General features: G+C 46.7%; 10 protein-coding genes. 8 read left to right on the top strand and 2 right to left on the bottom strand.

Annotated elements, in window-relative coordinates; all coding sequences use genetic code 11:
- Positions 1-132: 132 nt before the first annotated feature.
- The 6 genes from QT990_RS17765 to QT990_RS17740 all read left to right on the top strand — a co-directional run bounded on the left by QT990_RS17765 (position 133) and on the right by QT990_RS17740 (position 8,733).
- A complete protein-coding gene (locus QT990_RS17765; protein WP_333143778.1) occupies positions 133-2,046 on the top strand; it encodes a S9 family peptidase in 1,914 nt (637 codons plus the stop codon).
- 168 nt (positions 2,047-2,214) lie between these two features.
- Positions 2,215-2,931 (top strand): HAD-IA family hydrolase, encoded by a 717-nt coding sequence (locus QT990_RS17760; RefSeq protein WP_333143779.1) that lies wholly within the window; start codon positions 2,215-2,217, stop codon positions 2,929-2,931.
- A 301-nt stretch (positions 2,932-3,232) separates the two neighbouring features.
- Positions 3,233-3,856, top strand: a complete 624-nt coding sequence (locus tag QT990_RS17755; protein WP_333143780.1) for a DUF3859 domain-containing protein — start codon at positions 3,233-3,235, stop codon at positions 3,854-3,856.
- 218 nt (positions 3,857-4,074) lie between these two features.
- Positions 4,075-5,841, top strand: coding sequence for an asparagine synthetase B family protein (locus QT990_RS17750; protein WP_333143781.1), 1,767 nt, complete (start codon positions 4,075-4,077; stop codon positions 5,839-5,841).
- A gap of 132 nt (positions 5,842-5,973) precedes the next feature.
- The gene (locus tag QT990_RS17745; RefSeq protein WP_333143782.1) at positions 5,974-7,194 is read left to right on the top strand and encodes a decarboxylase; all 1,221 of its coding nucleotides are present in this window, start codon (positions 5,974-5,976) and stop codon (positions 7,192-7,194) included.
- A gap of 225 nt (positions 7,195-7,419) precedes the next feature.
- Complete coding sequence (locus QT990_RS17740) at positions 7,420-8,733, top strand: hypothetical protein (RefSeq protein WP_333300756.1); 1,314 nt, start codon at positions 7,420-7,422, stop codon at positions 8,731-8,733.
- A 597-nt stretch (positions 8,734-9,330) separates the two neighbouring features.
- Here QT990_RS17740 and argJ read toward each other — a convergent pair.
- Positions 9,331-10,572, bottom strand: a complete 1,242-nt coding sequence (gene argJ / locus QT990_RS17735) for a bifunctional ornithine acetyltransferase/N-acetylglutamate synthase (protein WP_333143784.1) — start codon at positions 10,570-10,572, stop codon at positions 9,331-9,333.
- An 891-nt stretch (positions 10,573-11,463) separates the two neighbouring features.
- Positions 11,464-11,658, bottom strand: a complete 195-nt coding sequence (locus QT990_RS17730) for a hypothetical protein (RefSeq protein ID WP_006631905.1) — start codon at positions 11,656-11,658, stop codon at positions 11,464-11,466.
- A 94-nt stretch (positions 11,659-11,752) separates the two neighbouring features.
- Between QT990_RS17730 and QT990_RS17725 the strand changes: the two genes are divergently transcribed.
- Positions 11,753-11,881 (top strand): hypothetical protein, encoded by a 129-nt coding sequence (locus tag QT990_RS17725; protein WP_333143785.1) that lies wholly within the window; start codon positions 11,753-11,755, stop codon positions 11,879-11,881.
- Positions 11,882-12,176: 295 nt separating this feature from the next.
- Positions 12,177-13,547, top strand: a complete 1,371-nt coding sequence (locus tag QT990_RS17720; protein WP_333143786.1) for a leucine-rich repeat domain-containing protein — start codon at positions 12,177-12,179, stop codon at positions 13,545-13,547.
- Positions 13,548-14,738: the final 1,191 nt, after the last annotated feature.

Below are 14,738 nucleotides of genomic sequence, written 5' to 3'. Positions count from 1 at the left end.
GGCAAGATGCCCGTTCCCAAAAAATTCAATATTCTTGTGGAATGGGCATCTTGCCCGTTCCCAAAAAATTCAATATTATTGTGGAATGGGCATCTTGCCCGTTCCAATAGAAAATATTAGGTACAATAAAAAATGCAAACTCCTACAATTCAACAGCCAAAAACAGAACTTCCACCGTTAATCGAGCGGGAAATTCTGTTCGGAAATCCCGAAAAAACTAGCCCCCGACTTTCACCAGACGGCAAGTATCTCGCCTACATTGCACCCGATGAAAACAACGTTTTGCAAGTGCAATTGCGTACCGTCGGTCAAGCAGACGATCGCCAACTGACAGCAGATAAAAAACGGGGCATCCGCATCTTTTACTGGACATACAGCGACGAATATCTCATTTATCAGCAAGATATTGATGGTGATGAAAAATGGCATTTATTCTCAGTCAATATTCAGTCAAACCTGGTGCGCGACTTGACACCCTTTCAAGGTGTTCGAGCTCATCTGATTGCCCTTGACCGCAACTTCCCCAATGAAATATTAGTGGGAATGAACATCCGCGATCGGCGCAAACACGATCTTTACCGCATCAACCTGCAAAACGGTGCCGTTGAACTCGACACCGACAACCCAGGAAACATCGTCAATTGGGCTGCTGACGCCCAATTTCAAGTGCGGGCGGCCACAGCCACAACTGCCGAGGGCGGTAAAGAATTGCTATGGAGGGAAACTGCGGACAAGTCTTGGGAAAGCCTGCGAAGCTGGGGCCCCGACGACGAAGGCGGTGCCGTCATGTTCTCAGAAAACGGCAAAATTCTTTACATCATCGGCAATCACGATGCTAACGCCCAACGTTCGATCGCACTCGACTTAGAAACCAAACAAGAAACCGATCTCGCCTCTGACCCAGAATACGATGTCGGCGGCATTGTCGTACACCCCACCAAGCGAGAGATTCAGGCGGTTTCCTTCTACAAGGACAAGCAAGAGTGGCAGATTTTAGACCAAAGCATAGCAGAGGATTTTGAGGATCTCGGCAAATTTCGCCCCGGCGAATTCTCCATTACCAGCCGCAACCTCGCCGATACCACTTGGCTAGTCGCTTACATGACAGACGACGGCCCAGTTTACTACTATGCGTTCGATCGCGCCTCCAAAACCTTCACCTTTCTGTTCAGCAACAAACCCAAACTCGAAGGGCTACCGCTATCATCAATGGAACCCATTTCTTACACCGCAAGAGATGGTTTAACGATTCACGGCTACCTGACAAAACCGGTTGGTGTCTCAACACCCGTACCTGCAGTCTTGCTTGTTCACGGTGGCCCCTGGGGACGCGATACCTGGGGTTACAACCCACAAGCCCAATGGCTGGCAAACCGAGGTTACGCCGTTTTGCAAATCAATTTTCGCGGTTCCAACGGCTACGGCAAAGCCTTTCTCAATGCCGGCAATCGCGAATGGGCCGCTAAAATGCACGACGACTTGCTAGATGGGGTTAATTGGCTGGTAGAAACACGAATTGCCCTACAGGATAAAATTGCGATTATGGGCGGTTCTTACGGTGGTTATGCCGCCTTAGTCGGATTGACTTTTAGTCCCGATGTTTTTGCCTGCGCCGTCGATATTGTCGGGCCAAGCAATTTGATTACACTCCTGCAAACTATTCCCCCTTACTGGGAACCGAGAAAAGCAAGTCTGTATCACCGCGTCGGCAATTTGGAAACAGAACCAGAGTTTCTGAAATCGATCTCCCCCTTATCTTTTGTCGATCGCATCCAGAAACCTTTACTAATCGCCCAAGGTGCCAACGACCCGCGAGTGAAAGAAGCAGAAAGCGAGCAAATTGTCAATGCCATGAAGCAAGCCGGCAAACCTGTAGAATACGTGCTTTATACAGACGAAGGACACGGATTTGCGCGGCCAGAAAATCGCCTGCACTTTTATGCGATCGCCGAAGAATTTCTAGCCAAATATTTAGGAGGCAGATTTGAACCTGCGGCCAACATTGCCAATCATTCTGGTGTAGTGAATCCGCAAACAACTAATTAGAAGGAAGAAGGAAAAAGGAAAAACAAAGAAGGAATTACTCAAATCTCTTTTCTCTTCTCTTCTCTTCTCTTCTCTTCCTCTGTGTTCTCTGTGTCCTCTGTGGTTAAATCATTCCGATGCAACCGGATGTGCGATAAGTCCTCTTTCCTCTTCCCTTTTTATTCTCAAATGACCCAAATTATTTTTCTAGATGCCGCAGGGACGCTATTTGACGTGCGCGGCAGCGTCGGCGAAGTCTACGGAAAATTGGCCCGCAGTTGGGGAGTAACTGTTTCTAACGAAGAGTTAAATGCAGCATTTTTCCAAAGTTTTGCCGACTCAAATCCGATGGCATTTCCCGGAATAGAATTAGCCAAAATTCCCCAGCTAGAATTTGAATGGTGGCAAGCAGTTTGCGCGAACGCTTTTCAAATAGCAGGCGTTTTCAATCAATTCTCAGACTTTCCCAAATTCTTTGCCGAACTCTACGCTCATTTTGCCACCGCCGAACCTTGGTTCGTCTATCCCGACGTATTGCCAGCATTAAATAGGTGGCAGCAACAAGGGATTGAATTAGCAGTAGTATCGAATTTCGATTCGCGACTTTATGCAGTATTAAAAGCACTAAAATTAGCTGAATATTTCACATCAGTGACAATTTCCACCGAAGTTGGTGCAGCAAAACCCCAGTCTCAAATTTTTACGGCAGCTTTGCAGAAACACAACTGCATTGCGGAAAACGTTTTGCATATCGGCGATAGTTTTAAGGCTGATTATTGCGGTGCTAAAGCTGCGGGTTTAAATGCAGTTTGGTTGAATCGCCACCAGGAAAAGATAGATTCAGCAAAGTTTAATTTAACAGATTTTCAAAAAATAGAAGAGTTTCCTAGTCTGGATTTTATATAAGTCAGTGCGGGACGCACTCCGGCAAAGAAACCGGGTTTTTTACCCGATCTGCGGGTGGCAAGGCGTCTTTTCGTAAAAAAACCCGGTTTCCCATGAGTCCCGATGCGTCCAGGACTATAAATATGAATTTTATGAGGTTAAGGTTATGATTTTTATGAATTGACTTATAGAGCTGTTTATTGAATAATATGAGTAATTTAACCGCAGAGAGCGCAGAGGGCGCTGAGTTGGAGAAGAGAGAGGGGATCTATATTTAACTTTCTAGTGGGCAAGAACATTACAGATACTAATGGTGAACTCTATGGAACCTCGACTCACTCAAACTCAATTAGCACAGGTAGTCGCTGAAATCGACAAGTTATCCCAGCAGCGCGAGTTAGAATTGGCCCCAGATCAGGTAAGAGAAATTTTACAGGAGTTGAATCTTCCTGATGAGCTTTTAGAAGATGCGATCGCCCAAATGCGCCGCCGCGAAGCCCTAGAAAAACAGCAGCGACGCAACCGCTGGATCGCGATCGCCACGACAGCCGTTGTCATATCTGCGATCGGTATAGGCGTACTGTTCGGGCAAAATCAGCAACAAAAAACTGCTCAAGTTGTGGGAGGAGAAGACAGGATTGCGCTATCGAAAAAAGGTGGTGACAGCCTTACTCAAGTCAACCGTCAAATTAATCCCCGCATCTACTACCAGGTGACGTTGCAAAATGCTCCGATCGGCAATGAGTTGTCTCTGCAATGCGATTGGATTAATCCCAGCGGTGACATTGTTCATCAGGGCAGGTATCAAACTCGCACGATCGATACTGCGGTTTGGAATACCCACTGCTTTTACGATCTCGGATCTGCTGCAGCCCCAGGCAAATGGGAAGTTCGGATGTCCCTGGATGGGCGCGTCATCAGCAGTGAACCTTTCACTGTGAAATAAATAGACTTATCCAAAGAAGCCTGTTTTGAACAGGCAAGATGCCTGTTCCACAATGATTATTGGAGATATCTAAATAGACTTATTCAAAAAAGCCTGTTTTGAACAGGCAAGATGCCTGTTCCACAATGATTATTGGAGATATCTAAATAGACTTATCCAAAAAAGCCTGTTTTGAACAGGCAAGATGCCTGTTCCACAATAATTATTGGAGACATCTAATGGGTGCGATCGGCAAACCTTCACATTTCATAGGCTACTGGGGAGAGGGCGATCGCACAAAAACGCTCAGCCGTTTAGTGCCTGAATACTTCATCCGACAGGGCAAATTATCAGAATGGGCGATCGCCTCTGAATCTGTACTCACGGCTGACACAGTGACGCTGAATGCTTGCGGGCGCGATCGGGCGACGGATTTACCGGGAGATGCTTGGGCGGCAGTAGAAGCGAAACAGCTACGGCTGGGGCGCGATCCGTTTGGGCGAGTGCCGCTTTATTGGATGCAGTTGGGAGAAACGATTTGGTTTGCGACGCGCCTGCAATTGCTGCTACCGCTGATGGCTTCCCCTCAAATTAGCCCGATCGCGCTACACAGTTATGCTTGTTTTTCCTACGTGCCCACGCCGTTAACGCCGATCGAGCAAATTGCATCCGTAGCAGCCGGAAGCGAGATGATTTGGGAAATCGCCGATGTTAACGATCTGCCGAAAGTACGCGCGGCGAAGCTATCCCGTAGGGAATCGCTGCCATCGGCTTGGCAAGAAGCGCCCCAATTACTGCGCCGTGAGGATGAGGCGATCGCACAATTGCAAGGGCTGTTGCAACAGGCGATCGATCGACAAGTGGCTGATTTGCCGATCGACGAACCCGTAGGCGTTTTACTCTCCGGTGGCATCGATTCTTCCCTGGTGACGGCGCTGCTAGTGAAAGCAGGCTTGCAGGTGCGCGCCTATGCCCTCGATTTTGGTGTCGAAGCCTATTCCGAACTGCCCTACGCCCAACAGGTGGCGGACTTTTTCCAGATTCCGCTGATCCGGGTGGCGGCGACAGGTGATGCAGTGTTGCGCGCGATCGGGCCAACCGCCAAAGCCCTCGATTTACCCTATGGAGACGGCACGACGGCTGCACTGTTTTTGCTCAAACAGGCGGCGGCGCAAGACGTGCGAGTTGTATTCAATGGCGAGAATGGCGATCAGCTATTTGCTGGATGGACAAACAAGCCTTTGATTGCACACGGAGTTTACAGTGCAGAACATCCCGCCGGAGGAGAAACCTTTGAACAGCAGTATTTGCGGACGTTTCAGCGATTTTATGGTTATGAAAAACAGATTTTTTCGCCAGAAATGCTCGATCGCATCCAGTCTCACGATTTGAGCGTTTACCTGCAAGACGCGATCGATCCCGAAACCTGTCCTTCCCTGCTAGCGAGGCTGCGGCGCGCTTCGCTGATGCTCAAAGGTGCCCAAAATATTCAGCCGAGGGCAACGGCATTGGCGTTTGCTTGCGGTTTGTGGGTGCGATCGCCCTTCTGCGACCCCGACCTCACAGCATGGACGTTTCAACTCCCTGGCGAGCTTCTACTGCAAGGTGCGTGCGAAAAATACATCCTCAAAAAAGCGTCCGAACGCTGGCTGCCGCCGGAAATTGTCTGGCGGGAAAAGCGCGGGATGGGTGTGCCTTTGAAGGTTTGGTATTACCGGGAGTTTTGGGCTGCGATCGGCGATCGGCTGAATCCGAATCTGTTGCGATCGCAAAATTGCTGGCAGCCCCATTTGGCCGACTCGATGTTATCGGGACAACTCGGAGTTGCAATGCGCGATCGCTATATTGGCAATAATCTCTGGTTGCTGCTGATGTGGCAGGCATGGCGCACCGAGGTTTTAGGCGAAATTCCGGTTAAGCGATCGCTCGATCATGTGTTTTGGTTGCCACCGGCGATCGGGCAGCGCATTTGGAAATATCGAAGGAGGTTGACTGTTGATAGTTGACAGTTGACTGTTGACAGTTGACTGTTGATTTTACAATCTTCCCTGTTCCGAACATCCGTTAAATCCGTTAAATAATTCGTTGCCGAACATCCGTTACATCCGTTACAAAATCCGTTGCCGAACTTCTTCTATATGACTGAATCTTTGCTACAGAATGAAACCAAAATACATTCGCCGCCGTTCTCCGAAGCATTAGCCAAGCGACTTTTGTCAACTTATGGTTCGCCCTTATATGTGTATCAGGCCGATATCCTCCATCAAACCCTTGAGCATATTACGCGATCGATCGACTATCCGCACGTTCAGTTTCATTTTGCTAGCGTCACCAACGGCAATATTGCTCTGTTGCAATTGATTCAGCAGGCTGGTTGGGGGCTACACGCGAATACACCGGGGGATGTTTTTTTGGGACTGAAAGCGGGTTTTACGAGCGATCGCATTGTCTACACGGGCAGTAACCTCAACAGGGCGGATATTCAGCAATTGATCGAGTGGAAGATCGATCGATTTAACTTCGATAGTCTGTCGCAACTCCAAGATTTTTGCGAATATTCCGGGAGTCAACCGCGAGCGATCCGTGCCGAAATTGGACTGCGCCTCAATTCACCGGAATTGACGGGAGACAGTCGGATTGGAGTACGTGCCGCCGAATTTGAGAAAGCCAACGAAATCGCGCAGCAGCAGGGGTTGAGGATTACTGGATTGCATTTTTATCGGGGGACTGGAACTAACGCCACGAGTGCTTTTACGCAGGCGATCGATCGCCTAATTGCGATCGCCCAACTGTTGCCCGATTGGCGAACCCTCGATTTTGGCGGTGGTTTTGGCTATCCCTATCGAGGCGGTGCGGTGTTTGACTGGCGGGAGTTTGGTGCGGCGATTACTGAACGATTGAGTGCGCTATCTCGCCCTATCGAGTTGGTGATTGAACCGGGACGATCGGCGATCGCAGGTTGTGGCGTTTTGCTTGCGAAAGTTGTGTCGGTGAAGTGGTTGGGCGATAGGCAAATTGTCGGCGTGGATACGACTGTATCAAATCTATCGGTGCCTGCGGTGCACGGGGGCTATCGGGCGATCGCAACTTGGGAAACCGACGATGTATCGCGACATGAAACGGATATTTGCGGCAACACGACTTATTCGCGGGATTATTTGGGGCGCAACTGTTGGCTACCGAAACTCAAAATTGGAGATGCGATCGCCATTTTGGATAGTGGGGCTTACGGCTATGCGATGTCGTCACATTTTCTGCACCGCCCCCGCCCTGCTGAAGTGTTGATTGATGCTAAGGGCGATCGATTAATTCGACAGCGAGAAGACTATTCTATTTTATTAAACGGGCAAATCTTTTAAACCTGAGATGTTACACCATTCTCAAGAACAGGCAAGATGCCTGTTCCACAATAAATAAATTCTCTTGTGGAACAGGCATCTTGCCTGTTCATAAAAGACTCACATCACAACCAAAGAAACCGGGTTTTTAGCTAAATCTGCGTTGTCATCAAGTATTCAAGAGAAAAACCCGGTTTCTGACTACCAATAAATCCATTAAATCAATCAGGAGTAACCGAAATGGGAATGAAATGCGTCCAGTGTCAAACAGACAACATTTTGAGCGATCGTACAAGCAACTCAGGTCGCTGCAAACAGTGCAACCATCCGTTTGTCTTTGAACCGACTACCGTCACTGATAAAAAGTTGGCATTCACCGATCCCTTTTTCAAAAATGCGATCGAAAATATTTCGAGCCAAAATATGTTGTTTTTTACGCACCAACAGTTTTTGTATTTTATTGACCAAAAGCTTAAATCTCGCGCGCCAGAAACCAGTTGGATTTTGACCTACTTCTTGTTTAGCGTATTTGCGGGCATCTTCGGCCTTCACTTCGCTCTTGCTCTTTTTCCCTCACAATTCGCAGTTGTTATTCCCTTCGCTCTCTACAATTTGATTTGGATAGGGCTATTGTTCCACTACAGCAAATCTCCTGCTCAAGGTATTCGTGGCAGAAGAAATAATGCTAAAAACCTCCAGATTTTAGGGGGAATTATTTTAGTGCTGGGCATTTCAGGAAGCCTAATATTTGATTATTCTTCAGGATACATCGTAGCGACTACACTAGGTCTATTGTCCTACGGGCTCGGCATTTCACAAAAAAAACGCCCACAGATAACGGGTGAAATATTTCTCGTTAATCAAGCGCAAAGCGATAAATGGCTGCGAGACTGGCAAACAGTAAACGGCACATTAGAAAAACTGCTCCCTGCTGCTCGTCAAGAGGCTTTGCCCGCAACCATCGATCGCGAAGTCAGCGCCTACAGCTTCGATCGCGCAATTATCTGTGACAGTGACGAAATAGCTCAATTCCTCATTGCCAACAACGTCCATTTTGAAAACAACTGCGCGATTCTTAGTATTAGTGGCTATCCCCAAAGCATCTTCAGTACCGTGATTGAAATGCTGCGGCGCAATACCGATTTAAAAGTCTATGCGCTGCACAATGCGAGCCCTGCTGGAGTTGGCTTGGTACATCAACTGCGAACTAATCCAAACTGGTTTGCGAATCAACAGGTGACAATTTTTGATTTGGGAATTTCTCCCCGTCAAATCTTAGCAACCCGTGATATGTTTGTGCAGCAATCTCAAACAATGGCACAAACAGCCCGTCAATTACCCGACGCTGTAAGGCAAGGTTTAACAGCAGAAGAACTAGCATGGCTGGAAGCCGGCAATTTTGTGGAATTGGAATCGTTTACGCCGCAGCGGTTGTTGCGCGTGGTGAATTATGGACTTGCTCAGAGTGGCGATCCGCAGACCAATGACGGCTTAATATTAGTGGATAATGCTGTCGGGTATGGTGGTGGCTATGTGTTTGTCTCCGATAGTTTTGGTTAGGGCGTGTTTTCAAACTTTATATAGCCTTTCGATCTCTCATATGAGGTACTCATGGGCATAGGGCATAGGGCATAGGGCATAGGGCATAGGGCATAGGGCATAGGGCATACCTCACTTTTTTGAGAACCGCTATATTAGACTTATTAATAATAAGCTTAAAAAGTCTTGAAACTTAGTCTGAATAAGATTTTTAGCGCTCTTTTGTTAAAATCCTAAAAAGCTGATCTTGGTAAGGGCTTCAGCGATTTTAAAATGAGGAGCAAAAAAGCTGAGGTTAACTCGGTGAGTAAAGGTTTCAAATTTTTTAACTTCCCCCCACGGGGGCAGGGCGGTTTCATTCTCACGAAAATCAGGCTTTTGTAGGGGCGGTGCGACCCCTACTCCCCGTGCCCGCCCCCACCCACAGACGATTTCACAGGCGTTTCAGACATGGGGGCAACCACGGGGGGATTGCCCCTACCGAGAATGAAACCGCCCTGTCCACGGGGGGAAGTTGAGTTTAAATTGTGGGAAATTTGCCTTCAACTTTCTCTCGTCTGGTTTTGTTTGTGTAGGCGCGGTTTCTAACCGCCCGGACTTGTAACCGCCTGGACTTATTTAAGTCGTATACTCGGCATTAATCTTCACGTAGTCGTAACTCAAATCGCATCCCCAAGCTTTCGCAAAACCGCTGCCATTCCCCACACTAACCTGAATTAAAACCGTATCAGCCTTCAAATATTCCCCCTCCGCAGCGGCTTTCATATAATTACTTGCAGCAGCGCGATCGAACTCTTTAGGTTGTCCGTTTTCCATCATCAAAAAATCCCCTAATTGAATCCGCAAATTCTCTTGATCGAAAGCGACACCAGCGCGCCCAGCCGCCGCCGCAATTCTGCCCCAATTCGGATCGCGTCCGAAAATAGCAGCTTTCACCAAAGAAGAACCGACAATTGTTTTGGCAATTTTACTCGCAGAAACTTCATCCAGCGCGCCACTAACTTGCACTTCCACCAAACAAGTTGCACCTTCGCCGTCACGGGCGATCGCCTTTGCTAAATGCACGCAAACTTCTGTCAGCATCGCTTCTAATTTTTCAGCATCCGCCCCCATTTCTGTAATTGCGGGCGTGCGGGATTGGCCGTTTGCCAAAGCAATTAGCGAATCGTTGGTACTGGTATCGCCGTCAACAGTAATTTGATTGAAACTTCTGTTAGCCGCCCGACTCACCATTTCTTGCCACAAATGCGATGACACTGCTGCATCGCAAGTTACAAACGCCAGCATTGTTGCCATATTTGGGTGAATCATTCCCGAACCTTTGCAAATGCCGCCGATGCGGACGGGTCGATCGCCAAACATGGTTTCCAGGGCGATCGTTTTCGGCACTAAATCAGTCGTACAAATAGCCTTAGCCGCCGCATCGGAACCAGTTTCCGATGCCTCAGCAACTAATCGGGGAATTCCCGCCCTCAGCGGCTCCATTTTTATCCGCTGTCCGATGACGCCAGTGGAGGCCAAAAGAATAGATTCTGGAGGAATATTCAGCGCTTCTCCCAACAATTTGGCACTTTCGAGGGCATCTGCCAAACCTTGTTCGCCAGTAGCAGCATTAGCTTGTCCCGCATTGCACAAAATTGCTTTCGCGCTGGGTTTAGCTTGCAAACGCTGGCGGCAGTAGTCCACGCAAGCTGCCCGGACAGTGGAGGTTGTGAAGACTCCTGCGGCGATCGCGTCTACCTCTGACAAAATTAAACTTAAATCTGGCAAGCCTGAAGGCTTCAAGCCCGCTGTAATTCCCGATGCTCTATACCCTCTGGGTGCTGTAACTCCGCCGTCAATTTCTTTCCAGTCCGACATGATGACCTCCCTAGTAGCCTTCAATCTGCTGAAAGGGGATTATACCATTTTAGATTTTAGATTTTAGATTTTAGATTTTAGACTTCGGCGTGAGGGCTCAGTCGAACGATTTTAGATTTTAGATTTTAGATTCTTTTGAACCCAATTTCCCATTCCCCATTCCCAATTCCCCATAAAACTAATCGCGGCTTCCAACCTAGAGTTATAACTCAAGAAGAAGTCGCGACGGTTTTGTAATTGACATTATTAATTTTTAGCTGGCAAAGAACAAACTCGATTCAACTATCTCGCCTTTGAAAAAACGAGTTATTTGCGATCGATACTCGCTGGAGAACCAGCATCTAAACCAACTTCAGCAGCCACACGGCTCAGCATGGATTCCTGACGGTTTTTGACGACGTGTTGATGGCGCATCATCAGGTTGCGGGCTTGTTCTTGAGTGGACTTGACACTCCCTAGCCTAAAGGCGTAGGGATTCTTAATTCATCGACTGACCTTTAAGCACTATGTCCTTTCGGCAATCTTTAAACTTTTCAACCGTGCAATTACACCAATTGACGAGCCTAATTCACAGCAACCCCAGAGGGTCTATCTCCAAAAGCGTACTAGGATACGAACCTAGAGTTCGGGTATGCCCTACCCTACTTAATTGATTTGAACCAAATGATGTATTTTCTGGTACAGAGAATGCGTTGATTCTCTCGCTGTTTTAAGTGTTTTCGCAGCACTGTGCCCAATTTTTACACCTAAAAGTGTGTCTTAACAGTTTCACGATGGTGATGGAGTTTAACCTTGGCACATCCATCTTAATACAAAGCCGTCCTAGAAGGACGGGGTTTTAGACCCAATTTCTTGATAACTGCGTAGGCAATTGAGGAAATTGAGCTTGCCCTAGCTCATGGTGGCGTTGCTGCGATCGTAGCTAGCTTGAAAGCTGGGCTGCGGTTTGCCTTGAATGTGACCCCAGTAGTGCGTATCTTCCATCCCGACTTCGGTGGCGGTGCGGTTGAGCATGGATTGCTGGCGGTTCTTCACCAGTTGGTGGTGGCGCATCATCAGAGAGCGAGCTTGATTTTCGGTAGACATAGGGGGTTCCTCGGTATTCTTTAGATTAATGTTGGGCTTGTTTTTTCTTCTCTTCTATCACTATAACAGACAATTCTGTATCTAAAGCTACCAAATGAAAATTGTCACAAAACTTTACAATTGGGCTATGGGGCGAGAATCTCGATCGAGGTTGCAGGGAGTGCGATCGAGCTTTGGCTCGTGGATTCAGGCCCAACATCAAGCAGCAGTTGGCAAAATTTGACAATATTCCTCTTCTAACCCTATTCTGTCACTTTAGGCAAAAAATAATCTGGAAGGCTTATAGCATAAGACTTTTACCAAAAATCTTGATTTGGGCCATTCTGTTAGAAAATAAACGCTCAAATGCTAGCTCTATCTACAGTTAAAAATGTGGCTCTTATTTTTATTTTCCCAGAGTGACTTAAGAGGGTTAAGATTCCGGTCGTCAATCAGGATAGTCACATTTCCTGACGTACCCTCTGCATTTTCAAGTCCTAGATGGGGAAATATATAAAAATCCACAGAGGTTATTCCCTATGATTTTATTAATCCTTGTTTTCATGTTGGTGGTATCGAGTCAGTCGCAAAATAGTGGAAATGCACCTTTCTCATGGGTCGTGCAGAACCAACCGGGCGATAGTGGACGGACATTTGCTGATTGGTGTCGCGAAAAGGCTTCTTTGAGTCCTGAAACTAAACATACTGTTGAGGTGTTGTTGGAGAAAGCGGGAACTACTGAGTGCGAGGCGGCCGATAGACAACTTTCGAGTCTCACGGAACTCACCCTCGACAGCAATCAGATCGGGGACATCAAACCGCTAGCATCTTTAACTAACCTGACTACGCTCTCCCTCTACAACAATAAAATCAAGGACATCAAACCGCTAGCATCCTTGGCTAACCTGACTACGCTCTCCCTCTACAACAATCAAATCAATGACATTAAACCGCTAACATCCTTGGCTCACCTGACTTCGCTCTACCTCAGCGACAGTCAAATCAAGGACATCGAACCGCTAGCATCTTTGACTAACCTGACTTCGCTCTCCCTCGACAGCAATCAAATCAAGGACATCGAACCGCTAGCATCCTTGACTAACCTGACTTCGCTCTACCTCAGCGACAATCAAATCAGCGACATCGAACCGCTAGCATCCTTGGCTAACCTGACTTCGCTCTACCTCACCAGCAGTCAAATCAAGGACATTGAACCGCTAGCATCTTTGACTAACCTGACTTCACTCACCCTCACCAACAATCAAATCAGTGATATCAAACCGCTAGCATCCTTGACTAACCTGAATTGGCTCACCCTCACCAACAATCAAATCAGCGACATCAAACCGCTAGCATCCTTGACTAACCTGACTGGGCTCTTCCTTGACAGCAATCTGATCGGGGACATCAAACCGCTAGTATCTTTGACTAACCTGACTTTGCTCTACCTCGACAACAATCAAATCAAGGAGATCAAACCGCTAGCATCCTTGACTAAACTGAAGCGGCTCTCCATCCACAACAATCAAATCAAGGACATCAAACCGCTAGTATCCTTGACTAAACTGTATAGGCTCACCCTTACCCACAATCAAATCAGTGATATCAAACCGCTACAATCCTTGACTAACCTGACTGAGATCGACCTTGAGAACAATCAAATCAGCGACATCAAACCGCTACAATCCTTGACTAACCTGACTGGGCTCAACCTTGAGGACAATAAAGTCAGTGACATTAAACCGTTAGCATCCTTGACTAACCTGACTAAGCTCAACCTTGAGGACAATAAAATCAGTGACATTAAACCGTTAGCATCTTTGACTAACCTAACTGGGATCAACCTTAGCAATAATTCGATCTCTTCTAAAATTTGCCCTGTCCAGCAAAGTTATAGATGTGCCTGGTAAATCACAGACTCAACCATACAGCTTTATTAGCAACTTTTATAGTTATCTTTGCTGTGTCGGCTTAAATCTCTCACACTTTGTCTTACCCTTGCCCCAACATTCTTACCTGTGTCTCGAAAGCTACATTGTTGGGGCTGCTTTGGTTGCCAAGACGTTTGATGTACCGTTGCCTGGAAATGGCACCCCACTTCTAAAAGCTAGAGAGTCAGGTAAAAATCAAAAATATTTTCTATTCTGATAAAGCGTAACGGTTACAAGCTTTAGGCTGGGAAAGTACAGTATCCCCGCCTAGAACAAGGTTTTGGAATGGATAGGAAAATTAGCCCTCTTTTGTCACTTTCAGCAAAAAATAATCAGGAACGCTTAGAGCATAAGACTTTTACCAAAAATCCTGATTTGGGCCATTCTGTTAGAAAATAAATGCTCAAATTCTCGCTATATCTACAGTTAAAAATTTGGCTCTTATTTTTATTTTCCCAGGGTGACAGAAGAGGGTTAGGGTTATCCTCGTTTAACCCTATTCTGTCACTTTAGGCAAAAAATAATCTGGAAGGCTTATAGCATAAGACTTTTACCAAAAATCCTGATTTGGGCCATTCTGTTAGAAAATAAACGCTCAAATTCTCGCTATATCTACAGTTAAAAATTTGGCTCTTATTTTTATTTTCCCAGAGTCACTTAAGAGGGCTAAGAGCCACATTTTAGCGGCTACCTAAGCTGTGTTGCATCTAGATTGCCTATGGTATTAGAGAGGGAGAGGGTCCGATGGGGATCGGGGGAGAGGATTTGACGATTTTTGATCGGGACTCGAAATATACAATTTAAATGCACAACAGCTTAATTGCCAAGTGCCAAAATAAGTTTATAGTTTGGTTCAGAGTTATAGATGCAGAATTTTGCCTCTCAAGAAAGTCGAATTTGCCTTAGTTAACAGTAAATTTAATAAGTAGCGGATCACAATTAGATTTACAATGATTAAGCAGCTATGCTCAAGCACAGTCAAGTTTTTTGTAGTCAACTAGATAGAGTTGAGCCAAAGTGAATCGCCCTCGCTCTCCTCAAAAAGCGAGCTTTCTTTGTTGATAAAAATAGATTAAGTCCCAGCAGCCTCCCCACAAAAAAGAGCGATCGTCCTCCCCTAGAAAAACAATCGCCCATTCACCTATAATTTCAATTAACATCAAGTCCCGC

The sequence above is a fragment of the Microcoleus sp. T3_B1 genome (assembly GCF_036700445.1).
GTDB lineage: Bacteria > Cyanobacteriota > Cyanobacteriia > Cyanobacteriales > Microcoleaceae > Microcoleus.
The sequence above is the reverse complement of the archived record's forward strand: the minus strand, read 5'-3'. Positions and strand labels throughout refer to the sequence as shown.